At 69.6% G+C, this 25,529-nt stretch carries 18 protein-coding genes, 1 tRNA gene and 1 pseudogene; 8 read left to right on the forward strand and 12 right to left on the reverse strand.

What is annotated here, in order from left to right; genetic code table 11:
* Positions 1-49 precede the first annotated feature (49 nt).
* From mfd to VFI59_08525, 3 genes are all read right to left on the reverse strand, one after another.
* Positions 50-3,409 (reverse strand): transcription-repair coupling factor, encoded by a 3,360-nt coding sequence (gene mfd / locus VFI59_08515; GenBank protein HET6713736.1) that lies wholly within the window; start codon positions 3,407-3,409, stop codon positions 50-52.
* A 114-nt stretch (positions 3,410-3,523) separates the two neighbouring features.
* On the reverse strand, positions 3,524-4,102 hold the full coding sequence (pth, locus tag VFI59_08520) for an aminoacyl-tRNA hydrolase (protein ID HET6713737.1): 579 nt from the start codon (positions 4,100-4,102) through the stop codon (positions 3,524-3,526).
* A 15-nt stretch (positions 4,103-4,117) separates the two neighbouring features.
* A complete protein-coding gene (locus VFI59_08525) occupies positions 4,118-4,825 on the reverse strand; it encodes a 50S ribosomal protein L25 (protein HET6713738.1) in 708 nt (235 codons plus the stop codon).
* 155 nt (positions 4,826-4,980) lie between these two features.
* Here VFI59_08525 and VFI59_08530 point away from each other — a divergent pair, with 155 nt between their 5' ends.
* From VFI59_08530 to VFI59_08545, 4 genes are read left to right on the forward strand one after another with little or no spacing between them, the layout of a single operon-like run.
* Positions 4,981-5,532, forward strand: coding sequence for a SigE family RNA polymerase sigma factor (locus VFI59_08530; protein HET6713739.1), 552 nt, complete (start codon positions 4,981-4,983; stop codon positions 5,530-5,532).
* Entirely contained in the window at positions 5,529-6,998 is a 1,470-nt protein-coding gene (locus VFI59_08535; GenBank protein ID HET6713740.1) for a hypothetical protein, read from the forward strand. The genes VFI59_08530 and VFI59_08535 overlap by 4 nt, the downstream gene beginning before the upstream one ends.
* Positions 6,999-7,051: 53 nt before the next feature.
* Entirely contained in the window at positions 7,052-7,597 is a 546-nt protein-coding gene (locus tag VFI59_08540) for a SigE family RNA polymerase sigma factor (protein ID HET6713741.1), read from the forward strand.
* Positions 7,594-9,678 carry a hypothetical protein gene (locus tag VFI59_08545; protein HET6713742.1) on the forward strand — a complete coding sequence of 695 codons (2,085 nt, stop codon included), beginning with the start codon at positions 7,594-7,596 and terminating at the stop codon, positions 9,676-9,678. The genes VFI59_08540 and VFI59_08545 overlap by 4 nt, the downstream gene beginning before the upstream one ends.
* A gap of 25 nt (positions 9,679-9,703) precedes the next feature.
* Here VFI59_08545 and VFI59_08550 read toward each other — a convergent pair whose 3' ends face one another.
* The 3 genes from VFI59_08550 to VFI59_08560 all read right to left on the reverse strand — a co-directional run bounded on the left by VFI59_08550 (position 9,704) and on the right by VFI59_08560 (position 14,240).
* Complete coding sequence (locus VFI59_08550) at positions 9,704-10,660, reverse strand: ribose-phosphate diphosphokinase (protein ID HET6713743.1); 957 nt, start codon at positions 10,658-10,660, stop codon at positions 9,704-9,706.
* A 34-nt stretch (positions 10,661-10,694) separates the two neighbouring features.
* A complete protein-coding gene (gene glmU, locus VFI59_08555; protein ID HET6713744.1) occupies positions 10,695-12,128 on the reverse strand; it encodes a bifunctional UDP-N-acetylglucosamine diphosphorylase/glucosamine-1-phosphate N-acetyltransferase GlmU in 1,434 nt (477 codons plus the stop codon).
* 99 nt (positions 12,129-12,227) lie between these two features.
* Positions 12,228-14,240, reverse strand: coding sequence for an NPCBM/NEW2 domain-containing protein (locus VFI59_08560; protein HET6713745.1), 2,013 nt, complete (start codon positions 14,238-14,240; stop codon positions 12,228-12,230).
* Between the two features lie 29 nt (positions 14,241-14,269).
* Here VFI59_08560 and VFI59_08565 point away from each other — a divergent pair, with 29 nt between their 5' ends.
* A complete protein-coding gene (locus VFI59_08565; GenBank protein ID HET6713746.1) occupies positions 14,270-14,533 on the forward strand; it encodes a hypothetical protein in 264 nt (87 codons plus the stop codon).
* Between the two features lie 28 nt (positions 14,534-14,561).
* On the opposite strand, the gene VFI59_08570 is transcribed toward VFI59_08565, so the two are convergent.
* Complete coding sequence (locus VFI59_08570; protein HET6713747.1) at positions 14,562-17,558, reverse strand: adenylate/guanylate cyclase domain-containing protein; 2,997 nt, start codon at positions 17,556-17,558, stop codon at positions 14,562-14,564.
* Between the two features lie 378 nt (positions 17,559-17,936).
* Here VFI59_08570 and VFI59_08575 point away from each other — a divergent pair, with 378 nt between their 5' ends.
* The 3 genes from VFI59_08575 (at position 17,937) to VFI59_08585 (ending at position 21,895) form a co-directional block, all read left to right on the forward strand.
* Complete coding sequence (locus tag VFI59_08575; GenBank protein HET6713748.1) at positions 17,937-19,268, forward strand: adenylate/guanylate cyclase domain-containing protein; 1,332 nt, start codon at positions 17,937-17,939, stop codon at positions 19,266-19,268.
* A gap of 14 nt (positions 19,269-19,282) precedes the next feature.
* Complete coding sequence (locus tag VFI59_08580; protein HET6713749.1) at positions 19,283-20,182, forward strand: ABC transporter substrate-binding protein; 900 nt, start codon at positions 19,283-19,285, stop codon at positions 20,180-20,182.
* Positions 20,183-20,593: 411 nt separating this feature from the next.
* Positions 20,594-21,895 carry a delta-60 repeat domain-containing protein gene (locus tag VFI59_08585; GenBank protein HET6713750.1) on the forward strand — a complete coding sequence of 434 codons (1,302 nt, stop codon included), beginning with the start codon at positions 20,594-20,596 and terminating at the stop codon, positions 21,893-21,895.
* 73 nt (positions 21,896-21,968) lie between these two features.
* Here VFI59_08585 and VFI59_08590 read toward each other — a convergent pair.
* From VFI59_08590 to VFI59_08610, 5 genes and pseudogenes are all read right to left on the reverse strand, one after another.
* Positions 21,969-22,039, reverse strand: a tRNA-Gln gene (locus VFI59_08590).
* Positions 22,040-22,196: 157 nt separating this feature from the next.
* Positions 22,197-22,613 (reverse strand): annotated as a pseudogene (locus tag VFI59_08595) (GNAT family N-acetyltransferase).
* Entirely contained in the window at positions 22,610-23,491 is an 882-nt protein-coding gene (gene ispE, locus VFI59_08600) for a 4-(cytidine 5'-diphospho)-2-C-methyl-D-erythritol kinase (GenBank protein ID HET6713751.1), read from the reverse strand. Before ispE ends, VFI59_08595 begins: the two are co-directional and overlap by 4 nt.
* 20 nt (positions 23,492-23,511) lie before the next feature.
* A complete protein-coding gene (gene rsmA / locus VFI59_08605; protein HET6713752.1) occupies positions 23,512-24,468 on the reverse strand; it encodes a 16S rRNA (adenine(1518)-N(6)/adenine(1519)-N(6))-dimethyltransferase RsmA in 957 nt (318 codons plus the stop codon).
* Positions 24,359-25,498, reverse strand: a complete 1,140-nt coding sequence (locus VFI59_08610) for an RlpA-like double-psi beta-barrel domain-containing protein (GenBank protein HET6713753.1) — start codon at positions 25,496-25,498, stop codon at positions 24,359-24,361. The genes rsmA and VFI59_08610 overlap by 110 nt, the downstream gene beginning before the upstream one ends.
* Positions 25,499-25,529 lie beyond the last annotated feature (31 nt).

A 25,529-nucleotide genomic window follows, 5' to 3' on the forward strand; every position in this document is an offset into this window, starting at 1 on the left:
ACGGGCTCGGGCGCACGAGGCCTGCGCCGACACACGAACGCCATGCCCCTCAGGCGCCGGACGTCGGCGCGGGCTCCGGAAGCACCCGGTCCCCCGTGGCCGCCTCCAGCAGCCAACGTTCCACGAACGCGACGAGGTCCTTGCCGAAGACCCGGTCGGGCACGAGGTTCAGCGTCTGGGACTCGGGGGCGAAGCTCGCGCCGTACACGCGCTCCTCGAGGTCGGTCAGCAGCCCCTCGGGGATCGCCACCGGCTTCAGCCGCACCTGATCACGGAACGTCGAGATCTCCTCGATCCCGAGCGCCCGGGCGGTCACGCGCAGCGACGCGATCGCGAACAGGGTGTCGACCTCGTCGGGCAGCGCGCCGTAGCGGTCGAGCGTCTCGGCCCGGATCTGGTCGAGCGTCGCGTGGTCGGGGGCGAGCGAGATGCGCCGGTACAGCTCGAGACGCAGCGCTTCCTGCGCGACCCACCCCGGCGGCACGAACGCTTTCACGGGCAGGTCGATGCGCAGTTCCTGCTCCACGGGGACCGGCTCGCCCTTCATCTCGGCCATCGACTCCTGCAGGATGCGCGCGTAGGCGTCGAACCCGACCGCGGCGATGTGGCCCGACTGCTCGGCGCCGAGCATGTTCCCCGCCCCGCGGATCTCGAGGTCCTTCATCGCGATCTTGAACCCCGAGCCGAGCGCCTGGTGCGCGCTGATCGTGGCGAGCCGTTCCCGGGCCTCCTCGGTCATCTCACGCTGGGGCGGGAAGAAGAAGTAGGCGAACGCACGCTCGGTCGACCTGCCCACGCGGCCTCGCAGTTGGTACATCTGCGCGAGCCCGAGCAGGTCGGCGCGGTCGACCACGAGCGTGTTGGCGTTCGGCACGTCGAGGCCGCTCTCGATGATCACGGTCGAGACGAGCACGTCGGCCTCGCGGTTCCAGAACGTCATCATCTGCTGCTCGAGCAGCGCTTCGTCCATCTGGCCGTGCGCGACGACGATGCGCGCCTCGGGGAGCTCTTGCTGGAGCCACGCGACCTGCCGGTCGATCGTGGCCACCCGGTTGTGCACCCAGAAGACCTGACCCTCGCGCAGCAGCTCACGCCGAACGGCGCCGAGCGCCAGCCCCTCGTCGTAGCTGCCGACGTACGTGAGCACAGGCTGGCGGTCCTCGGGCGGGGTGTCGACCGTGCTCATTTCCCGGATGCCGGTGAGCGCCATCTCGAGCGTGCGCGGGATCGGGGTCGCGGTCATCGTGAGCACGTCGACGCTCGCACGGAACTGCTTCAGGCGTTCCTTGTGGGCGACCCCGAACCGCTGCTCCTCGTCGACCACGAGCAGCCCGAGGTCGCGGAACGCCATGTCCTTGCCGAGCAGCCGGTGGGTGCCGATCACGACGTCGACCTTGCCGGCCTTCACGTCCTCGACGACCTGCTTCTGCTGGGCGTGGCTCACGAAGCGGCTGAGCATCTTCACCGTGACGGGGAACGGCGCGAACCGCTCACTGAACGTGATGAAGTGCTGCTCGGCGAGGAGCGTCGTGGGCACGAGCACGGCGACCTGCTTGCCTTCCATCACGACCTTGAAGGTGGCCCGCACCGCGATCTCGGTCTTGCCGAACCCGACGTCACCGCAGATCAGCCGGTCCATCGGTTTGGGCAACATCATGTCGGCCTTGACCTCGTCGATCGCCGAGATCTGGTCGATGGTCTCCTCGTGCGGGAAGGCGTCCTCGAGCTCCTGCTGCCACGGCGTGTCGGCTCCGAACGCGTGGCCTGGCACCGACAGGCGCACCGTGTACAGGCGCACGAGCTCGCCGGCCATGTCGCGCACGGCGCGCTTGACCTTGGCGGTCGCGCGCGCCCAGTCGCTGCCGCCCATGCGATGCAGGCGGGGGGCGTCCCCGCCGACGTACTTCGCGACCATGCCGACCGCGTCGCTCGGCACGAAGAGCTTGTCGCCCCCCGCGTACTCGAGCACGAGGTAATCGCGCTCCGCGCCGGCGAGCTCGCGGTGCGTGATGCCCGTGTACCGCCCGACCCCGTGGATGCGGTGCACGGCGAAGTCGCCGGGCTCGAGCTCGTCGGCGATCGCATCGGTTCGCCGGCGCGTGAACCGCGGCGCGGTGCGCGTGTGCCGGCGCGAGCCGAACAGGTCTTCCTCGGTGACCACGGCCAGGCGCCCCGCCCGCAACAGGAACCCGTCCGCGAGCGGCGACTCCACCGGCTCGACGGGCACCCCTTCGCCGATCACCTCGCGGGCGCGCTCGAGCGAGCCGTGACCGCGACCGGACAGCACGATGCGGAACCCGGCGTCGCCGAGCTCGCGCGCGCGCGAGGCGAGCTCGGCGGCGTTGCCCTGCGCCGTGCCCCAGCCGACGATGCCGAGGTCGAGCCCCTCGGCGAACTCGGTGAGGTGCAGGCGCACACGATCGCCGATCGCGTCGTCGAGCGTGTGCAGCACCCTGGCGGCGGGCCAGGCCGTCGCCTCGGCGAGCGCCTCGCCCTCGAGGTGGGCGGCCCTCGCCCGGTCGATGGTGCGATGCGCGTGGGTGAGCACCACCCATCCGCCCTCGGGCACGAGCTCGGCCGGCGTCGGCATGCGTTCGAACAGGAACGGCGCGAGCGACTCCGCGCCCTCGACGAACAACCCGTCGGCCATCCGCGTGAGCTGATCGGCGAATCGCTCGGGCGCCTCGGCCGCCGCGCCTCGCGCGCGATCGCGCAGCGCGTCGTCGGGCACCAGCTCCCGCGTCGCCGGCACCTCCGCGAGCGCCACGCGTTCGGTGGAGAGCTGGGTCGACGGCACGAACTCCCGGATCGATTCGACCTCGTCGCCCCAGTAGTCCACGCGTACCGGGCGGCGCGCGGTGCCGGGAAACACGTCGACCACGCCGCCCCGCACGGCGAACTCGCCCCGGTGCTCGACGACGTCGGACCGCGCGTAGCCGAGGTCGACGAGGCGCTCCGCGAGCGCGTCGGGGGGCAGGTCGAGCCCGGCCACGAGCTGCAGCGGGGGTGTGACTCCGAGCGTGGGGATCAACCCCTGCATCGCCGCGAGCACCGGCGCGACGAGCACGAACGCGCCCTTGGCCTCGCGAACGCGGGCGACGGCGCTGGCGCGCCGGGCCGCGATCTCGGGGGCGGGCGAGATGCCCTCGTAGGGCAGGGCCTCCCATGCCGGCAGGAGCGCGACCCGTTCGGGGCCGAGGAACGCCTCGAGGTCGGCGGCGAGCCCCTCGGCCTCACGGGGGCCGGGAGCCACGGCGAGCAGGGGGGCCTCCAGCGCGGTCGCCACGCCCGCGACCACGAAGTCCTCGCCGGCCTCGGCCCTGGCCACGATCGGACGCGCACGCTCGAGCAGGAGCCGTTCGAACGGCTCCGAACCGACCAATACCTCGAGCGCGTCGCGCAGACCCAATCCAGGCCCTCCCCGGCACGAGGCCGGACACCATGAACGGGCCTCGCCGCGTCTCGGCGGGGCCTTCGGGAGTGCAGTGTAATGGCCCGCGAGCCGGAACCCGGCGACCGTGTGTCAGCCCGGAGGCGCCTGTCGGTTGAAGCGATCCTGGGTCGGGGCGAGACCCTCGGTGATCAGGTTGCGCACCGCGTCGGCCGCGTGGTCGACCCAGATCGCGATGTCGGCCTCGAGCTTCTTGCCGATCGGCGCGAGCACGAAGTCCGCCGGGTCCTGACGCCCGGGCGGGCGGCCGATGCCGATGCGCACATGCAGGAAGTCCCGGGACCCGAGCGCCTGCTGCAGCGACTTCACGCCGTTGTGGGAGCTACCGCCGCCGAGCTTCACGCGCAGCTCGCCCGCGGGGATGTCGAGCTCGTCGTAGACGGCGATCAGCCGGACGGGCTCGACGTGCTGCTTGTGCGCGAGGCTCGCGTACGACGGCCCCGACTCGTTCATGAACCGGGTCGAGGACGCGAGCAGCACGCGAACGCCGCCCTCGCGGACCTCGGCGACCTCGACCGGCAGGAACCGCACCTTCTTGAACCGCTCGCCGTGTGCGCGCGCGAACTCGTCGACGACCATGCGGCCGACGTTGTGCCGGGTGTTCGCGTATCGATCGCCGGGGTTGCCGAGACCGGCGACGAGCCAGGTCATGGAAGCGGCAGGGGCTCAGCCCTCGCCACCCTCCTCCTCGGCAGGAGCCTCGTCGCCCTCCGCCGGGGCCTCCCCTTCGGCTGCGGGCACCTCGGCGCCCTCCTCGGCCTCGGCCACGGGCACCTCGACGCCCTCCTCGCCGGGCACCGACAGGTCGGCCTCGACACGGAGCGCGGCCGGGGTCACGACCGAGAGCACGGCATCCTCGGGGCTCGTGAGGATCGTGACGCCCGCGGGCGCCACGAGGTCGCTCACGTGCACCATGTCGCCGAGCTCCACGTCGGTGATGTCGACCACGATCTCGTCGGGCACGTCCTGCGGCAGACACTCGATCTGCACCTCGCGCAGGTGGTGCTCGACCACCCCGCCCTCCTTCACGCCGGCGGCGTCGCCCGTCTCGTGGACGGGCACGTTCACGGTGATCGTCTCGGTGCGGCTCACCGCGAGGAAGTCCACATGCACGAACTTCGAGTGGATGTGATCGCGCTGGATCTCACGCGGGATCGCCAGGTGCTCCTCGCCGTCGACGATGAGGTCGACCAGCACGTTCGATCCGGCGCTGCCGTGCAGCAGATGGCTCAGCTCGCGGGAGTCCACGGTGAGCGGCGTCGTCTCGAGGTCCTGTCCGTAGAGCACGGCCGGGATCTTGCCGGCGGCGCGGAGCTTGCGGGCGACGCCCTTGCCGGCGTCGGAGCGACGTTCTGCGGTGAGTTTCGTATCCATGGCGAAGAGGGGCCCTTCGTTATCTGTGGGAGGCGGAACGGTCGTTTCGGGAACGTCGGGATGGTACAGGAAAGCGCAGCCGGGCGGCATCGCTCCCACCTTGCGGTGGATCCGAGCGATACCTTCCGGCCCGACCGTGCGTCTTCACTGACGAGATGGCGGAAGGAACGGGATTGGGCGTCGAGGAGCGGCCCGCGGAGGCATCGGAGCCCGATGTCTCCGACGGCGGGCTCGACGAGCTGTACGCGCGCCACATCGGCGCCGGCGTGCGGCTCGCGTTCCTGTTGACCGGCGATCGCCCGCACGCCGAGGACCTGGCACAGGAGGCGTTCATCCGGTGCGTCGGTCGCTTCCGGCACCTGCGGCGTCCCGACGCGTTCGAGGCGTACTTCCGCCGGGCGATCGTGAACCTGCACACGTCGGGGCTGCGTCGCCGGCGCTTGGAGCGCGAGTGGCTCTCGAGGGAAGGGGCCGAGTCGGCGCGGCGCGTGTCCTCGCAACCCGACGTGGGAGCCCGCGAGGACCTGTGGAAGGCGCTCGCGACGCTGCCCACTCGACAGCGCGCGGCCCTGGTGCTCCGGTACTACGAGGACCTATCCGAGCGCGAGACCGCCGAGATGCTCGGGTGCTCGGTGGCGGCCGTGAAGTCGTTGGTGGCCCGCGGCAGCGGCGCCCTGCGCGAGCTGATCAGAGGTGAGGACGCATGAACGACGTCGAACACGACCTGCGCGAGCTCTTCGAACGGAAGGCGTCGTCGGTGGGCGGCGTGGCGCCCCGGCTCCCGGAGCCGGTGCGGAAGCGTGGCCGTCGCCGTCAGCTCGGCACCGCGTTCATCGGTGCCTTCGGCGCGGTGGCGATCGTTGCGGTCGCGATCGGCGCCGTGGGTGTGATCGGCCGTGGTCCCGACCGCCTGACACCGGGCGGCACGATCTCCGAGGACTACGAGGTGTTCCTGCGGACGGCGACGGTTGGTTCGTTCACGATCAAGAGTGGGAGCGACTGGTTCCTCGTTCGGCCCGCGACCGACGGGTGGTGCGGTCCCGATAAAGGCTGCGAGGTCCTCCAGCTCACGAACTTCGACCCTGGACTGGATCGATCGGTGTGCGGAGAAGCGCTCCCCGCCGACGGGGTCGCCTTGATCGTGCGCTGGGCACCGGACCTGCCGGCCGACCAGCTTCCCGCGTGGCCGACCACCCAGGAAGGACCGAACACCGACGGTCGCTGCGGCGATGGCCGGTACTTCCTGTTCCAGGACGAAGGGAATTTCGCACCCTACGAGGCCTGGATCGCCCGGGGTCAGGACGCGAGCGACCAGGCGGTCGCACGACTCCTCCGATCGTTCCAGGGGATGGTGATCGAGTCGTCCGGCCTGATGACGACCGGTGACGCCGCATACGTGATCGCCGGCGGGGAGAACGCCGCCGGTCCGTGGAGACTGGAGCTGACACGGTCGACGAGCGACGGGCCGTCGGCGAACGTCGAACTCCTCGTCGTGTCGCCGGAAGGGGGCGCCGGGGCCGGGGACTTCGCGGTGCCGACGGGCGCGCCGATCGAGCAAGCCGGTGGCGATCCTGTCTTCGGGGCGGTGACGAAGGAAGCCGCAGGCGTCGAGATCAGAGGCAACGTCATGCTACCCGGTCCCGCCGCGACGATCGTTCCGCTCCCTCCGAGCCTTCCGTTCGACTTCGATCTGTTCTTCGCGTCGCACGAGGGCGACCAGCCGCCGTTCGCGGTGCCCGTCGGCGGCGACGGCAACCCCTTGGGCAACACGGCCGGGATCTCTGAGGGCAACGACATGACCTTGTTCGACATCCTCGGGACCGGAGGCGCGATCATGACCGACCGTTCGACGGGCATCACCTGCTACGTGGTCTCCTCCGAGCACGGCGTCGTCGATGGATGTGCCGACGAGATCACGCTGCAGACGATCCCGCTTCCCGACGACCGGGGGCAGATCCTCGTGTTCTCACACCTCGATGCGATCGAGTTGAGCGGGATCGAGCTGGACGTCGATGGGGCTGACACGATCGCCGGTTCGAAGTGCCGCGGACCGGTCTGCGTCATCGGGATCCCACCAGGGTCCGGGACCGGCACGCTGTGGCTGCTTCAGAAGGGTCAGCGCGCCGACTCGGACACCATCGCGTGGACGCCGGACGGGATCGAGCGGATCTGACCGCGATGTGATTGGACCCTCGTGCGTCTTCCTGTCAGGAGGCGCCGACTAGGGTGAACGCCATCGTGGACCAAGACTCGGCAGAAGCCCGCGAGGTCGAAGAGCCGACGGAGGGCGACCTGGAGGACCTCTACGTCCGCCAGGCGCCGGAAGCGCTCCGCCTCGCCTATCTCTTGACCGGCGACGCCGCGACAGCCGAGGATCTCACGCAAGAAGCGTTCATCAAGGTCGCCGGGCGCTTCCGGCACCTGCGGCGACCTGATGCGTTCTCTTCGTACCTGCGACGAACCGTCGTGAATCTCGCGATGAGCCATCATCGTCGGCGGCGCGTCGAGCGCGACCATCTCTCGAGGGAAGCCGCTCGCTCGCAGAAGACGACCTTCGATCCACCGGACGTCGAGGGCAGGGATGAGCTTCGCGCGGCGTTGCGCTCTCTCCCGGTCCGGCAACGAGCCGCGATCGTGCTGCGGTACTACGAGGACCTCTCCGAGCAACAGGTCGCGGAGACGCTCGGCTGCTCGGTCACCGCCGCTCGCTCACTCGTCTTCCGAGCGATGGAGACGCTGCGGTCCCGGATCTCACGAGGTGACGAGACATGAATGATCTCGAACGACGGCTGAGGGACGTGCTGGAAACCGACGCCTCCAGAGCACCGCGTGCGCAACGCGCTCCGGGTGAGTTGAAGCGGAGGGTCCGCCGCCGTCAGTTCGGCACGGTCGTGCTGAGCATGGTGGCCGTGTTCGGTCTCGTCGCCGGAACGGCCGCGATCCTGCGATCTGTCGAGTTCGGCCAGAACGATCGGACAGCGGTGGACGATCCCTGGGCCGGCTACGAGGTCTTCGATCGCACCGCGAAGGTCGGGGACTTCACGATCACGAGCCCCAGCGACTGGTACTTGGTGAACCAATGGCCATGGGCGCGGGCCGTCGCCGCCGATCTCGGGGAACAACGCGAGCGGGACGTGGAGGCGTGCGGTGAGAAGCCCACCCAGGACGAGCGCCAGGCGTGCCGCTCATCGCTGATGGGCGTGCCCGGGGACGGTTGGATGGCGCCGATCCTGATGCTCAGCGACACCGACCGAGGCCTCGAGAGCTCCCCCTGCTTCGACCGGTCCTTCTCGATCGGGCCCGAGGACGCCGTGATGACGATCGCGCTCGACAGGGCCTTCTTGGCCGCGAACTTCGGCGCAGGCGACCGCGCGCAGTGGCCGGTGCCGTTCGACGCGCCGCCAGCCGAGGTACGTCCGTCGTGCGGGCCGGGGACGTACGTGTACTTCGCCTCCGGCGACATCCCCTACGTCGCGCACTTCGCGTTCGGCGACGCGGTTCCCGAGGACGAGCGTCAGACCCTGATCGACGCGTTCGAGGGCATGCAGGCCGACGACTCACAGGTGGCTCTCTTGGTCGAACCGACAACGAGCGACACGGCGGCGTACGTGATTGCGGGCGGGGAGAACGCCGCGGGCCCTTGGACCCTTGAGGTCAGCCCTCGAGGTGAGAACGACCTCGACCTCCGTCTCGTCGGTCCCGACGGTGACGGGGTCGGACTGTCGGATGTCATCGTGCCGGATCGAGAGGCGATCCAACAGGCGGGCGGCGATCCCACGTTCGGCGTGGTGACCGAGGAAGCGAGCGCTGTTGAGCTGCGGCTCGAGGAAGGGACATCTCCGATCCCCGCCTCGCTCGTTCCCCTGCCACCGTCGATGTCGCTCCCGCTCGACCTCTTCTTCGTCCCGAACGGGTCCGACGTGCAAGGGACCGCCGTGGCCCTCGGACTCCCGTCGACCGATCCGACGACTGCACCGCCGGGGGCCGACGCTTCCCTCAGCGGCGACGTCGACGGCGTGGGATGGAGTATCGCGTACGACTTCGATAGGGGACGCCACTGTGCGGCGATCCAGATCGACCGAGATGCCGGCACGGGGACGGGTGTGGCGATAGGCGGCGACCGATCCTGCATCGAGCCGACAGTCGCGGCCGATGGCGGATACCTCGAAGCACTCACCCTGCCGGATGAAGTCGGGACGTTGATCTGGGGATTCCTCCCGAGCGATCCGATCGCGACGACGACCCGCTGGATCGCGCCGGGGTCAGGGGGAACGGGCTCTTTCGACGTCGAGACCGTCGGACCTGAGGGGTCCCAGGCCGACCTCGCGGCGATGGCTCTGCCGATCACCGACGGCGCCGTCACGGTGAGGACGCAGGTCGAATCCAACACCTCGTTCGGGCAGACCCTCTACCTTTCGGGGGACTTCTTCGATGGCAACGATGGCTACGAACGCCGACGGGGTGATCTCACCGGGTACCTGACGTTCGCGGAGCGTGCCGTGCGGGGCGACGAAGCGTGCGCTCGCGTCTTCAACGAGGCCGGAGTGATCGAGCGCTGTGCCGACGACGCCGTACACATCGAGACGCTCCGCTTCCCCGGTCAAGGGGGGCAGCTCCTCGCGTACTTCGCCCCACGAGGGGAGTTCATCGACGGCCTGGAACTCGAAACGCCGGGCGGCGTCGTACGGTCCCGGCTCTGTGCCACATCGGTATGCGCGATCGGGATCCCGGCCGGCTCGGGACGAGCCGCGCTCTGGACCCTGCAGAGAGGGCAGCGAGCGGATGTCTCGTACGTGATCTGGTCGTACGACGGGGTCGACATCAGTCAGAACCCGATCGCCGGGATCGGGTGAGCGGGAGGCTCTAGTCCAACCCAGACTAGACCTGGTTCGCGCCGCCGAAGATCTCGCTGACGCTCGAGTCCTCGAACACCGCCCGCAGGCCGCTCGCGATCAGCGGAGCGATCGAGAGCACTCTGAGCTTGTCGAACTGGCGCTCCTCGGGGATCGGCAGGGTGTTCGTGACGACGACCTGTTCGATCGGCGCTTCCTCGAGCAGCTGACGCGCCTTGCCGCTGAAGATGCCGTGGGTCGCGCCCACGTAGATCGGGCCGGCGCCCCTCTCCGCGAGCACGTGCACGCCCGCCGAGATCGTCGAGGCCGTGTCGATCATGTCGTCGACGATCACGCACGGCCGCCCCTCGACCTCGCCGACGACCGCCATCTCCTCGATCTTGTGCGCCTCGTGGCGGCTGCGCCGCTTGTAGAGGAACGCCAGGTCGGCGTGGAGGTACTCGCGCAGCTTCTCCGAGGTCTTGATCCGCCCGGCGTCGGGCGCCACGACGACCAGGTCGTCGCCGTGCAGGCCCAGCTCGCCCGAGAAGTGGTTCGACAGGATCGGCAGGGCGGTGAGGTGGTCGAACGGTGAGTCGAAGTAGCCCTGGATCTGGCCCGAGTGCAGGTCGACGCTGACCACGCGGTTGGCGCCGGCGGTCGAGAGAAGGTCGGCGACGAGCTTCGCGCTGATCGGCTCGCGCGAGAGCGCTTTGTGGTCCTGGCGCGAGTATCCGTAGTACGGCACGACGGCCGTGATGCGCTTGGCCGATGCGCGCTTCATCGCGTCGATCATGATGAGCTGTTCCATCAGGGCCTCGTTGACGGGCTCGTAGTGGGTCTGCACCACGAACACGTCGGCGCCGCGCACGCTCTCCTTGGCCCGGAAGTAGATCTCGCCCGAGGCGAAGCGACGCAGGTCGGACTCGCTCACCGGGATGCTCAGGCAGTCGGCGATCTCGTGGGCGAGCGCCGGGTGGATCGTGCCGGTGAACAGCATCATCCGCTTCTTGGTGATGATCTCCACGGCCCTCCCCCTAGGTGTCCTTCTTCCGGCTCTTCCGGCGGCGGCGCTCAGCGTCCTTGCGCGTGCGGTATCCCTCGACCGTGCGTTGCTCGCTGCGCTCGACCGCGAGCGCACCGTCGGGCACGTCCTTGGTGATCACCGATCCCGCCCCCGTGTTGGCGTCGCGACCGATCGTCACGGGCGCCACCAGCATCGTATCCGAACCGATCCGGGCACCGGAACCCACGACCGTCGTGTGCTTCGAGTAGCCGTCGTAGTTCACGGTCACGGTGCCGGCGCCGATGTTCGCCCCGTCGCCGATCTCGGCGTCGCCGAGGTAGGTGAGGTGCTTGGCCTTCGCACCACGGCCGAGTGTCGTGGCCTTCACCTCGACGTAGTTGCCGACCTGGGCGCCGTCGTCGAGCACCGTGCCGTCGCGCAGGCGTGCGAATGGCCCGACCTCGCAGCCGGCGCCGACGGTCGCACCATCCAGCACCGAGAACCGCACGACCGAGCCGTCGCCCACGGTCGAACCCGACATCGCGACCGACGGGCCGATGCCACACCTCGTGCCGATGCGCGAGCCCCGCTCGAGGAACGTGTTCGGGAAGATCACGGAGTCGGCGCCGATCTCGACGTCGACGTCGATGTAGGTGGCGCGGGGATCGACGAGCGTCACGCCGTTCGCCATGTGCCGCGCGTTCACGCGTTGGCGCACGACGGCCTCGACCGCTGCCAGCCCGGCGCGGGAGTTCAGCCCCATCGCACCGCCTGAGTCGACGGTCACGGCGTTCACCTTCTGTCCGGCCGCGAGCATCGCCGGGATCACGCGGTTCAGGTAGTACTCGCGCTGGCGGTTCTTCCGGTCGAGCTGCGGGAGCGCCGAGAACAGCTCGCGCCGCCGGAACGCGAACAGCACGATCGAGACCTCACGGATCGCCCGGATCTCGGGCGTGGCATCGACGTCCTCGACGACCTCGACCAGCCGGGACCCGCGACGCACGACCCGGCCGTAGCCACCGGGATCGTCGACAACGGTGGAGGCGATCGTGGCCGCCGCGTTCGAGCGGCGGTGCGACGCCACGAGTCGCTTCACGTCTTCGCCCGTGACCGGGTCGTAGTCGCCGCCCATCACGAGCACGTCGTCGACGCGGCCGACGGCCCGCTCGGCTGCCTGCACGGCGTGCCCGGTACCAAGTTGCTTCGACTGCTCGACGAAGATCGGCTTCGGGGTGAGCTTCCAGCTCGCGACCTCGGCGCGCACGTCGTCGGCACCGTGACCCACGACGACGATCACCTTGGTGGGCTTCGCGGCGAGCCCTGCCTGCAGCACGTGCCACAGCGCGGGACGCCCGCAGATCGGATGCAGCACCTTGGGTGTCGCCGACTTCAGCCGCTTGCCCTTGCCGGCGGCGAGCACGACCAGAGCGATGGAACGGGGTCTGCGCTTCGTGGTCTCTGCCAACCGTCGGCGTCCAGGGCTCGAAGGGTCGAAGTCCAGTGGCGAAGGGCCGTCATGGTCCCACATCCTCGTCGGCGATGACGACGGCGGTCCGGGCTGGGTTCAGCCCTCGCAGGCGAAGCGGGCGTCGCCCCAGTCCGCGTGATCGTTGGCCGGGCCGTCGCCGGCGGTGGTGACGACCATGGTCACCGAGGACGACCCCTCGACGTCGGCGGCGATCGGGACGGAGGCCTGGGATCCGCGCACGAGGCCGGTCGTTGCCAGTCGCTCGTCACCCGCCCACACCTCGAACACCACGGAGCCCGCCTCACCGACCTCCTCGTCCACGCCGACGTCGGCGAGGAAGAGCGAGCACCGTCCGTCGAGTTCCACGACGATCCTCGACGGCGCGTGTGCGCCGATCCCGTGCTCGAACGATCGCGTCCCGATCATGATCGGCACGCCGTCGTCGGGCGCCCGCTCCCCGTTGCTGCGATCGACCTCCGGATCGCCCCACCCGTTGCGGACCTTCAGCCACGGAAGGTCGCCGGCGTAGGTGACGGCGCCGGCGATCGACGGCGTGGGCGAGGCAGGCGGGGGTTCGACCTCGAAGGCGCCCATGTCGACCGAACCACCCTGGGCCCTCGATCCTCCAGCGAGGTCGGTCGAGCCCGACGTGGCCGCGAACACCCCGGCGTCGACCGCGGGCGAGCCGGCGACGAGCGAGAAGTCCTGGGCCGCCGGGCCGGCGAACCCGGGGTCGGCGAACATCGAGTGTCGGTCGTTGCCCGAGCGCGATCGCCACGTGTCGAAGTCTCCGTAGTCGACGCCCTTCCACTGCCACGTGCCCTCGGAGCTCCCGTCGACCGAGTAGTAGAGGTTGGCGTCGAGCACGTTGTCGACGTTCTCCTCGTAAGGGTTCTCGACGAAGATGGCGTCCGCGCTTGCGACGATCACGTTGTTCGCGATCAGGTTGCGGCGCGTATCGAACTGCACGAGCAGCTCGGGGCCGTCGGTGTTCACGACGGTGTTGTTCACGATCACGCAGTCCTCGGTGCTGCCGCGGCGGCGATCGTAGCCGCCGATCGCGACGCCGATCGTGGTGGCGTCGTACACGAGGTTGTTGCGGACCGTGACGTTGCGCGTCGACCGACCGGCGTGCTCGCTCGCGAGCTCGATCCCGATGTTCACGTCGTGGATCACGTTGGCCTCGACCACCACGTCGCGGCCACCGTCGACGTAGACGCCGTCGGCACTGCGGCTGTCTCCGTAGGCGGGGTTCGCATAGCTGTCGATGTTCCACACGGTGTTGCCCCGGACGATCCCGTCGCGCGCCTGATCGACCGTGGGGTCGGGTGCGGTCCCCTCGAACCCGATCACGTCGATCCCGATGTTGTTCGTGTCGTGCACGCGGTTCCCCTCGATCAGGAAGTCCTTGACGTTCCCGTTCACGACCAGCGCCTCCGACGAGCCGAGCGTGAGGTTCGCCAACTCGTTGTCGAGCACGTCGATCTCCTCGATCGGATGAGCGGACGTGGTCCCGAACACGCCGATCCCGTGGGCGTCCCCTCCGTTTCGGCCCGCGAACGTGGTGCCCATGTCGTGGATGAAGTTGCGAGACAGCCGGACGTGGTCGGCCGAGCCGGTGACGAAGATCCCGATGGGCACGTGTCCCGACTCACTGCTCGCGTAACCGGTGATCTCGAATCCCTCGATCGAGACGTAGCGCTGCGAATCGATCTCGATCATCGCCGACTGGCCGGCCGGCGCCTGCAGCGTCGAGCCGTCGAGGACGACGTCCTCGCCCGGCGCGGGCGTGAAGGTGATCGTCCTGCCGGGCACGCCGGAGACGTGGAGGTCGAACCGCTGCGCGTACGTGCCCTCGCGGACGTACACGACGGCGCCCGGGGGCACCGTGTCGGCGGCCCGCTGCAGCGTTGCCCACGGCTCGTCCTGCGTTCCCGGCGCGGCGTCGTCACCGTCGGTCGCCACCCAGAAGATCGGGGCGTCGACCTCGGTGACGGGCGCTCCTCCGTCGCGGGTCGCAAGCGCCCACCCGGTCACGGCGACGAGCAGGATGCTGAGGACGACGAGCCCGCGGTTCACTCCCTGCGCATGGTCGCGTTCATCGGTCACGTCTCCATTCTGACCGAGCGCTCGGTCGGGTGCGTCGCGAGCCCATCGTCACGATCCTGCTGATGAATCCCGCGAACCCGTATCACTGGTTGAGCATCCGGGCGACCGTCGATCGCGAGGTCCACGAGGACGATCCGGTCGACGGTCACCTCGCGACCGAGACGATCGACGCGGCATGGACGAAGTACTCGGGGCAGCCGGCGCCGTACGGGCTCCGCGATCCCTCCAAGGAGGAGCGACGAGTCATGTTCGCGTGCAAGGTCGAACGCGTCGCGGTCTTCGGCAAGCCCTGAAGCCAGCCTCGGACTACAGGGAGCTGGTCTACACGAGCGCGGACTTGAACCGCTTCTCCTCGAGGAGGCTCGCAGCGCGCCCGCGAGCGACCGCCGCATCCTGGGCATGACCGCGCGCCTCGAGCACGTCGGCGAGCGTCACGAATGTCTCCGCGCGAGAGAGGACGAGATCCGATCCCTCGGCTGCGACGAGAGCTCTGCGCGCAGCGTCCTCGGCATCGGCCATCGAGCCACGCATGAGAAGCGCTCGCGAGCGCAGCAGCGGACGCCGCACCAGCGTGTCGCGATCGGGAACCGGGTCCGAGGCATCGAAGGCGTCAGCATGCGTCAGGAAGTCGCGCCGCCGACCTTGTGCCGCCAAGGCACTGCACAGGAGCGCGTCGATCGAGCTGAGCCACCAGACGTCTCCGGCTGCCGCCAACACCTCACGCGCCTCGAGCAAGCGCAGCTCGGCGACGCCGGCTTTCCCCACCCACGTCTCGAGGGCAGCCATCACGAGCGCTTGGGCTGCCGCAAGCCATGACAGACCATGCTGCTCGAGCACGTCGTGCCACGCCCGCTCGTGCTGGTCGAACGCCACATCGTCCCCGGCACCCAATGCTGCCATCGCACGCAAAGCAGCCGACGCGCTCGCGGTCAACGGATGCTCGGCGATCCTTTCGAACTCGTCGGCAACCGCCGGGAAGCCGTCGAACGGCGTCTGTCCGAACGCCGTCGCGAGGACCGCGTCTGCAGTCCCCTGCGCCGCCTCGCGCGGTCGTCCGGCCGCGAGGCCGTGGCGAACACCGAGCATCGCCCACTCACGGTGCTCCTCGAGATCGCCGCGCATCCAGCCGAGATACTCGATCGCGATCGCCGCCTCCGCGAGCCCGACGCTGTCGCCGAGCGCGTGGAGAGCCTCCGCCGCCGCATGCGCGTCGATCGCCGCCGCTTCGATCTCGGGCTGGGTCGGCGAACGGTAGACGCGGTTCGCCAAGAGCTGGATCCTCGCCCGTAGGGCGGCGGCCTCGGAACCGGCGGCACGCGCCTGCTCCACAGCGGTGACGAGCAACGCCTCCGTCTCATCGGGCCGTCCCGTCTCCGTCAGCGCGACGCCCAGGTTCGGAAGCAGATCGAGCCGGCGGGGCGACCCCTCCGGCAGCAATCGCGCCGCGCGGCCCAGCAGGTCGCGCGCCGCCATCAGGTCCACGCCGGCGAACGCGCGCGAACCTGCATCGGCGAACAGCAGCCCAGCTCGCTCCGCGAGCGCACGTGAGGACTCATCGCGGACACCCAGCTCCTCTCGCAGATGGAACGCGCGCTCGAGATGGCGAGCGGCCGATTCGTCGACGTCTGGCTGATCGGCCTCCTCAGCGATGAGCCACGCAGCGAGGCGTTCGTGGAGCGCGGCCCGAAGCTCCTTCGAGATGCCGCGGTACGCTGTTTCGGCGATCAGTGCATGGGCGAACCGCCACCGACCCGCCGCTTCGTCCTCGGCGTCGATGAGCCCGCGACGTTCCAGCGTCAGGAGCCCGTGATCGAGCACCTCCTCGGCGAGGTCACCGACGAGCGCACGAACCGCGGCGACACGGAACCGCCGGCCCTCGACCGACGCATGCTCCAGGATCGCTCGCGCCGAGGGATCGAGGTCGTCGACGCGAGCCGCCAAGAGCGCCTGGACGGTCGATGGGATATCGACCTCACCATCCCGTGAACCGCGCCATCGACCCTCGACGAGGGATCCACGATCGCTGAGCATCGCCGCCAGTTGTTCGAGGAAGAGTGGATTGCCCTCGGCCGTCTCGCTGACGCGCTCGATCACAGACTCCGGCGCGTCGACGAGCAGCACCTCTGCGAGCCGCCGAGTCTCGTCGGGCCCGAGAGGTGGAAGCGTCGTCGTGAGGGCTCGAGGCTTGCCCGCTGCCCATGTCGTTCGGCGATCGAGCAGCTCGGGCCGAGCGAGGCACAGCACGAGGAGCGGACCGTGGAACCGATCGACGACAGACTCGACGATGTCGAGCATCGGCTCCTCCGCCCAGTGCACGTCATCGAGGATCACGACGAGCGGTCGGTCCGCGGACAGGACCTCGAGCAGGCGGCGGACGGCCCACGACGCATCGGCCGCCAGCGCCTCATGAACACCCAGGACCTGAGCGAGTCGATCCGCCACCGCCGGTCCGTCCTGTTCGTCGACCAGCCGTCCTCGGAGCACCGATGCGACAGCCTCGGCGTCGGCGCCGGGGAGGTCGGCGGCGGCTGCGAGGAGCTCGATCAGCGGCGAGAACGTGACCCCCTCCCCATAGGAGGGCGTCTGTGCGACGAGGACGCGGGCAGGTCCACGAACCGCGTCGGCGAACGTCTCACCCAGCCTGGATTTGCCCACACCGGGCGGAGCGAGGACCGTGACGAGGACACACGCTCCGCCTTCGACGGCGTCATCCAGCGCATGCTCGAGCATGCTCATGGGGCGCGACCGGCCGACGAACGGTGTCGGCGCCGGAGGCGGCGTCTCGCGCACGTCGAGGACGCGGAACACATCGACCGGTGTGGCTTTGCCCTTCAACGAACGTTCCCCCGCCGGCTCGGTTCGAAGGTAACCGCGCGCGAGCCGCTCGGCCGCGGCGGAGACGAGGACATCGCCGACCTGCGCCGTTGACTGGAGCCGCGCCGCGGTGTTGAACGCGTCACCGGCGATCCGGCCCTCGACCGCCGCACGGTCGTCCGCGAACGTCTCCCCCGCATCGATGGCGATGCGGACCTGGATCCGCGCGTCGACACCACCGATCTCACGGTCGAGGTCGTCGGCGGCCCGTCGCATCTCCAGCGCTGCCCGGACGGCACGGAGGGTGTCGTCCTCGTGCGACGTCGGGATCCCGAATGCACCGACCACGGCGTCGCCGATGAACTTCTCGACCGTGCCGCCATGCCGTTCGATCGAGGCGCGCATCGCCCCGAAGTAGGCGTTCAAGATGCGTCTGAGGACCTCGGGGTCCGTTCGCTCTGCGAGGTCCGTCGAACCGACGAGGTCGCAGAACAGCGCAGCCACGATGCGCCGACGAGGGGGGCCTTCGTCCGCCGCGAGTCGTTCACCGCAAGCGTTGCAGAACCTCGCTGGGTCTGGATTCGCGGTGCCGCACGACTCACACGTCCGCACGAGGGGAGTGTCGAGCACAGCGGCGATCGTCGCAACGTGCCCGTCCGGATGGCACAGCCCAGACGACCACCTGGCTGGGACTCCAAGATCCAAGCGACGCGTCGACCGCCTGCACGTATTGACGTGCTGAACACGGGAATCAACCGCTCCATCGGCGAGCGGCGGCGCGTCACGCGGGTCCGACCGTGGCACGACGCGCCGTGCCCGAATATCGGTAGCCTCAATCTCCCGGCCTCGCCGGCTGGACCTCGTACGACGAGAGAGAGACCGATGGACCAGATCGACACAACGACGGCCGCTCGGGAACCGTCCCGACGACGGCTCGGCCTGGATCGGCTGCGGCTTCGGTTCCGCGACCCGGCGCTCGAGTCGGCGTTCCGTGCCGATCAATTCCGCCACCACCTGGGGAACATCCGCTTCGCCTTCCTGGCCGGGATCGCCCTCTGGATCTCGTGGGGTCTGCTCCTGCGCCCCTACATCCTGGCCCTCTCCGAACTCCGGCTCGACCGGATGATGCGGTGGGGCGTGTTCATCCCGATGCTGGTCATCGGCCTCGCACTCACGTTCACGCCCTTCTTCGGCCGGATCTGGGAATGGGTCGCGGTCGCCATCGCGACGGCGACGATCGTCTCGTGGGTGTACTACACCTCGAACATCCAGACGCTGCCCGCGGAGTACGGGTACGTCGGCGTCATCCTGATCACTGCATTCACCTACACGCTGCTGCGGCTGCGGTTCGTCCTGGTCCTACTGATCACGCTGATCGGCATCGGCGCGTATCTGCCGTACGCCTTCGCCACTCGGTACGTCGCGCCTGTGAGCGGGGTGCTTGCGACGCTCTATCTCGTCTCGTTCGGGTTCCTCGGCGGACTGGCTGCGCATCGGATGGAGCGGTATACGCGAACGCTGTTCCTGCGGGAGCGTCAGCTCGACCAAGAGCGCCTGCGATCCGACGGCCTGCTCCTGAACATCCTGCCGCAGGTCGTCGTCGACCAGCTCAAGGTCACGTCCGGCCGGCGGATCGCGCAGGCGTTCGATGAGGTGACGGTGATCTTCGTCGACGCGGTCGGATCGACCCAGCAGGCCGCTCGCTCGTCGCCGGATGAGTTCGCCCATGCCTTGGACGAGCTGTTCAGCCGGTTCGACGAGATCGCCGACCGGCACGGCCTCGAGAAGGTGAAGACGATCGGAGATGCGTACATGGCCGTCGCCGGCGCGCCGGTCGCTATGGCCGATCATGCGGGAGCCGCCGTCGCGATGGCCATCGACGTCATCCGAGAAGCGGGCGCGGTCCGATGGCCGTCGGGCGACCGGATCGTCGTCCACGGCGGAGTGGCCACCGGGCCGGCCGTCGCCGGCGTCATCGGGCGCAGGAAGTTCGCCTACGACCTGTGGGGCGACACCGTCAACGTCGCGAGCAGACTGGAGGAGCAGGGAGAGCCGGGTGAGGTTCTGGTGTCGGAGGCGACGGTCGTTCGACTGGAGGATCGGTACGAGTTCGGGCCCACCCGGATCTTCGACCTGAAAGGCAAGGGACGAACACCCGCCCGGGCGCTTCTCGGCCGCAACTCGAAGCTTCCGATCGAGGTGCAGTCGACGTGAGGCGGCCCAGCCTCATGCTTACCGCAGCCATCGTCGCGGCGAGCATTCTTACGGCTGGTTGCATCAGCTCCGGCCCGTCCGGAACCGGGCCTCCGTCGCGCGCGAGAACGATCGTCGTCGGGGTGTCCGGCGCCTTCACCGAGAATCAGCTCGTGGCCGAGATGTACGCGCGGGTCCTGGAGCACGCCGGTTACACGGTCGAGCGCGAGTTCGACCTGAGGTCTCGCGAGGTCTCACAGAGCGCGTTGGAGTCGGGCCAGATCGATCTGAAGCCCGAGTACATGTCGTCGTTGCTCCTGTTCCTTGACTCCAACGCGCAAGCGTCGAGCGATCCGACCGATGTCGTCAGGCAGGTCGGCGAGCGCCTCCGGTCGAAAGGCATCACAGTGCTCACACCGTCGCCGGCCCAGGACACGAATCAGTTCGTGGCGAACGCGAAGACGGCGCAGGAATTCAACCTGACCACGCTGAGCTCGCTCGCCGCCGTCGCTGACAGGCTGACGATCGGCGCACCGCCCGAGTGTCCGCTCCGACCCTTCTGCATGCCGGGCCTTCGAGACGTCTACGGGATCCTCTTCGAGGACTTCGAACCGCTGGACGCCGGAGGGCCGCAGACCGTCGCCGCGCTCAAGAGCGACGAGGTGCAGATCGCCTTGATGTTCTCGACGGATCCGAGCATCGAGGCGAACGGGTTCATCCCGCTTCTCGACGACAACCACCTCCAGGACGCGGAGAACATCACGCCCGTGATCCGCACCGAGAAGCTGAACGACGAGGTTCGGCGGCTGCTCGACGCGGTGAGCGCCCGACTCTCCAGCGACACGGTGACCGAGCTCGTCGGGAAGGTCGTGATCGACGGGCAGGATGTGGCCGCCGTCGCGATGGCGTTCCTCGCCGCGAACGGCCTCCTCTGATCGATCAACTGAATCGTCTGCAGCGCCGACGGCCGGCTTCTCGCCCGAACGCGGGCGCCGTGGCGCCGCGACCCTCGCTCCCGTCACGCCCGATGTCGCGCCGATCCAGGATGGGAAATGCTTACCGGCGCTTACCGGTGCCAGGGAGTGTCTGACAGCCTCCTCACGCTTGCTCGCGGAAGTGTGGCCGAAGCTTGTGCGCCCTGATCTGCTTGGAGGCCGCCGAGCCGACAGCAACGTCGACGGGTTCTGCGGGATTTCCGCGTGCCGGCGCGCCCCACGTTGACGAGAGAACGTTGAGCGCGGCCGAGCCGACGACTGGATCCACTCTCCTGGCTCGGCGTATCGATCCGATTGACATCTCGGACGCGCGAGGTCACGCTGATTTCCCTCTTCTGGGTCAGGAGCCAGATGACGATCGCGGTGCGACCCAGATCCCTAGTGTTCCTCGCCCTCGCGTGTCTCCTCGTCGTGCTGCCGGCGGGCCTTGCGCGCGCGGCACCGGGACATCTCGACACGACGTTCGGCGGTGACGGCAGGGTCATCACCAACATCGGGAAGCGGATCGACGCTCCTGAGGACGTGGCGATCCAGGCGAACGGGAAGATCGTCGCCGTGGGCCGCGCGAGCACCCCTCGTGGATCCATTCGGTTCGCGCTCGCTCGCTACCGAACGAACGGCTCCCTCGACCCCACCTTCGGTGGGGATGGCCTGGTGTTCATCGACTTCGCCGGGCGACCGAACGCCGCGTTCGGGGTCGCGATCCAGCAGGACGGCAAGATCGTCGCGGTCGGCGACGTCCAGGTGACGGCGGGGGTCCAGAGGTTCGCCGTAGCCCGGATCGACCGGGATGGAACCCTCGACACGACGTTCGGGGGGAACGGGAAGGTCACCACCGGCTTCACCGGCGGGGAGGACGGCGCGAGGGACGTTGCGATCCAGGCCGACGGGCGGATCGTCGCCGTCGGCACGAGCGATCTCGGCGAGTTCGCCCTCGCCCGATACGACATCGACGGGAAGCTCGATCCCACGTTCGACGGCGACGGCAGGGTGACCACGGCCCTCACGGCGACCGGGCTCGATGCCGCGAACGGTGTCGCGATCGACGCCGACCAGAGGATCGTCGTCGCCGGCACCGGGGGGAACGGGTCGTTCGCCCTCGCCCGCTACGACAGCCACGGAACACTCGACGCCACGTTCGACGGGGACGGGAAGGTCAGGACCAATTTCACGGGCGGGGTCGATACCGCGGATGCGGTCGCGATCCAGGCCGATGGGAAGATCGTGGCCGCGGGGGAGGCGGGGTTCCTCGGCGAGTGGACCGGCGATTTCGGTCTCGCGCGCTACACGACGGACGGGACGCTCGACGCGACGTTCGACGGCGACGGCAAGGTCATCACGAGGTTCACGCGCGATGACGACTCGGCGAGCGACGTCGCGATCCAGGCCGATGGGAAGATCGTCGCGGCCGGCAGCGCGGGATACAACGGCGCCGCCGCGCGGTTCGCCCTCGTGCGATACCGGTGGGACGGTTCCCTCGACACGTCGTTCGGCGGCAACGGCAGGGCGACGACCAGGTTCAGCAAGGGGTTCGACTTCGCGCGCGGATTAGCGATCCAACTCGATCGGAAGATCGTGGTCGCCGGATCCACGTTCGGAGAGATCGACGGGATCGACGCGAAGTTCGCTCTGGCCCGGTATCTGGCCGGGTAGGCATCCTCGGCCGCCGGGTCAACTCTCGGTCAGCTCGAAGAGGGTTCATGGCATCCAGGAGAGCTCGATCCGGTTCCGGGGGGAGGAATCGAACCTCCATTCCAGGCTCCAAAGGCCCGTGTCTTGCCGTTAGACGACCCCGGATCGAGTCCTCGCGTGCCGTTCGATTATCCCGCGTCGGCCGTGCGCAGGGCCGAGCGGCGCCACACGACCTCCCCTTCCACGATCTGTGGGTGACCTCCAGCCCGGCGTTTCGCGCGACGCCGGCCGATGCCGTGTGCTCGGGGTGCACGTGCGCCTCGACGGCCGTCACGCCCTCGGCCACGAGCCACCCGACGATCGCGCGCGCGGCCTCGGTGCCGATGCCTCGGCGCTGTTCGGCAAGGCCGACCGTCCACGCGACGATCGCGCGCGAACCGCCCGGATGGCGCTCGACGGTGGCCTGCATCGTGCCGACGACGCGGCGATCGTCTGCCGAGCGGACGAGCCAGTTGAGCCACGCCTCCCGCCCGTCGGGCGAGCGTTCGGCTTCCCACGCGTCGAGCCGGGCGCGGAGCTCGCCGATCGTCTCTGGCCGCCCGCCGGTGAACGCGTGCAACCGCTGGTCGTCGAGCACAGGGAGGAGCTCGTTCGCGTCGTCGGGCACGAGCGGCGTCAGCCGGAGACGCTCGGTGTCGAGGGCATCGGCGCGAGGCAGCGCGTCGGCGCGATCGATCACGACGGTTCGTGCTCGCCGCGTGCCGGCGGTCCGCTCACCACGATCGATCCCGGCACCGCGGCCGCCAGGGCGTCGGCGTGGCCGAGGTGACGGGCGAGAGCGGCGACCGTTGGGCCGCTGCCGCTCAAAAGCGCTCCGAGCGCACCTGCCTCCAGGAACGCGTCGATCGCCCTCCCCACCTCGGGATGGTGTGCCACCACGCCGGGCTGCAAGTCGTTGAAGAGGGCGTCGCCGAGCAGCGCGACGTCGCCGATCTCGAGGGCTGCGATCAAGGCCCCCGGGTCGGGCCCCGTGACCGGGTCGTCGTCCCACCACGCGTAGGCATCGGCCGCCGAGACCGCGAAGCCGAACGGCTTCAGCACCCACCAGACGCTCCCCGCGTGCACGGACACGAGTCGATCGCCCCGACCCGAGGCCAGCACCGGCTCGGCGGCGAGCATCGCCGGAACGTCGGACCCCAGAGCGGCGCCGAGCTCGGCGAGCGCGAAGGCCTCGAGGCCGCACGACCAGACCTCGTCGGCCGCGAGCAGCGCGGCCGCCGCGTCGGCGCTCCCCCCGCCGAGCCCGGCGGCGACCGGGATGCGCTTGTCGAGCCGGAGCGAGACCCCGGGAGACGAGCCATCGCGGCCGGCCCGCCGGGCGAGCGCCTCGACAGCGCGTCCGGCGAGGTTCTCACCGGGCACGGTCGACACGAGGCGTGTGAGCTCGACATCCCCCTCGACCTCGATCGACACCTGTCCAGGGGGCGCTTCCGTCGCCGTCACGACGTCGTGCAGCGAGATCGGCATCACCACCGTCTCGAGGTCGTGGAAGCCGTCGTCGCGACGACCCATCACTCGCAGGAACACGTTCACCTTCGCATGGGCGCGTCGCGTCACCGACCTGGCAGCCGACGGACTCACGCGGTCACCCGCTCGGCGACCGCCGCGAACCCCTCGAGGCCGACCTCTTCGGGGCGCGCGCTCGGCGCGACCCCGGCGCCCGCGAGCACCTCGTCGGCCGTCTCGCTGTCGAGCCCCAGTCGCCGCAGGGCGTTACGCATCGTCTTGCGGCGCTCGGCGAACGCGCCGTCGACGACGCGCCAGAGCGAGCCCTCGTCGACGTCGACCGGCGGGGCGGGGAGCCGGTCGAGCCGGACGACGACCGAGTCGACCTTCGGCCGGGGCCAGAACACCGCGGCCGGCACCCGGCGCACGACCGAAGCCGTCGCCCGGTAGGCGACCCGTAGGCTCGCCGCGCCGAAATGCTCGTCGCCCGGCGCCGCCGCGAGCCGCTCGCCCACTTCGCGCTGCACCATCACGACCCATCGATCGATCGCGGGGACTGCGGCGAGGGTGTCGAGCACGAGCGGCACGGCGATGTTGTACGGGAGGTTCGCACAGAGCGTCCAGCCGTTGGCGTCACTGAGCTCCGTGTGCCAGTCGAGCTTCATCGCGTCGGCGTGCAGGACCCGGACCGATGGGAGGCCTGCCGTCACCTCCTCGAGCGCCGGCACGAGCCGGCGATCGAACTCCACGGCGAGGACGTCGGCGCCGGCGGCGGCGAGCGCCACGGTGAGTGAGCCGAGTCCCGCGCCGATCTCGACCACCGGCTCTCCCGGACCGACGCCGGCGTCGGCGACGATCGCCCGGGCGAGGTTCGGATCGATCAGGAAGTGCTGGCCGAGCGACTTGGTGGGCCGGACACCGTGGCGCGCTGCGAGCTCGCGGATCGCACCGGCCCCGAGCGCCGGCGGGCGCCCGGACTCACCAGGCGATCGAGACGTCGAGGACGCCTGCCCCGAGCGGCTGGAGGACCGCGAACGCCTCGGGCGAGAGGTCGATGATCCTTCCCGTGCCGAACGGTCCCCGGTCATTGATCGTGACGGTAACGGAACGGCCGGTCTCGGCGTCGGTCACGGTGACGAGCGTCCCGAACGGGAGCGTGGGATGCGCCGCCGTCAGGCCCGCCCACGGGGGGTCGTACCAGGTCGCCAGCCCCGACTGCGTGTCGTCGATGGCGCCCGGCACGTCGGTCGTGCCGCCGTACATCGAATGGGGCGGCGAGAGCCGCAACTCGGTCACCGGCTCGCGCTCGATCCACCGACCGATCAACCGCCGCGATTCGATCTCGCCGTTGACCGACGTCACGAGGAACGTGCCGATGCCGCGGCCGTCGCGACCTTCCTCGAGCACCTTCACGGGCGTGCCGGGGGTCATGCGCGGCGTGTACTCGGTGTGCACGTCGTGCGGGATCGTGATCGCTTCCATCTCGGTCACGACACGGACCTCGTCGAAGGTCACGATCGTGCCGGCGTGAAGGGGGGTCTCGGGTGACGGCCGGACGCGGTCGTCAGCGTCGGGTTGGATCCCCATGGCCGAGAGGAGTTCCCCGGTCGTGTCCGCGTTGGTCAGGACGTCGCGCACCTTCCCCAGCACGGCGACCTGCGCGGACACGGCCGGGGACGTTCCGGCGCTCGAGGCGGAGTAGTCACTCTCGACGAGCAGGTCCGTCAGGGACACAGAGGCCCTGCTCGTCCCGGCCATCACCCAGACCCCCACATCGGTGGGGCTTTCGAACACTCCGGCGGTGCCGCCGGTCGCCTTCGCGGAGCTCGCCGCGAGGAACACCTCGGCGCCCGCCGCGATCCGCGCCGGGTTCACCACCACGGTCATGCCGTCGGCGATCACGCTCGTCGGCGACGGCTGCACGAGGACCGCCGACGTCAGCGTGAGGCCCTCGTCCGCCAGCAGGTCCCGAACCGATCCCGACGTCGTCGACACGGTCTGGTGCTCGCCGTCGACGACGAGGGTCACGTGCTTGCGCACGGAGAGGTTCACGACGCCAGCGACGAGCACGATGCCCACCACGACGGTGGCACCCATGACCGCTCGGTGGATCCGCAATCGGCGGACCCTCGTGGCGCGGATCGGCAAC

It is taken from the genome of Actinomycetota bacterium, assembly GCA_035697485.1.
In the GTDB taxonomy this organism is placed as follows: Bacteria; Actinomycetota; UBA4738; order UBA4738; family HRBIN12; genus JAOUEA01.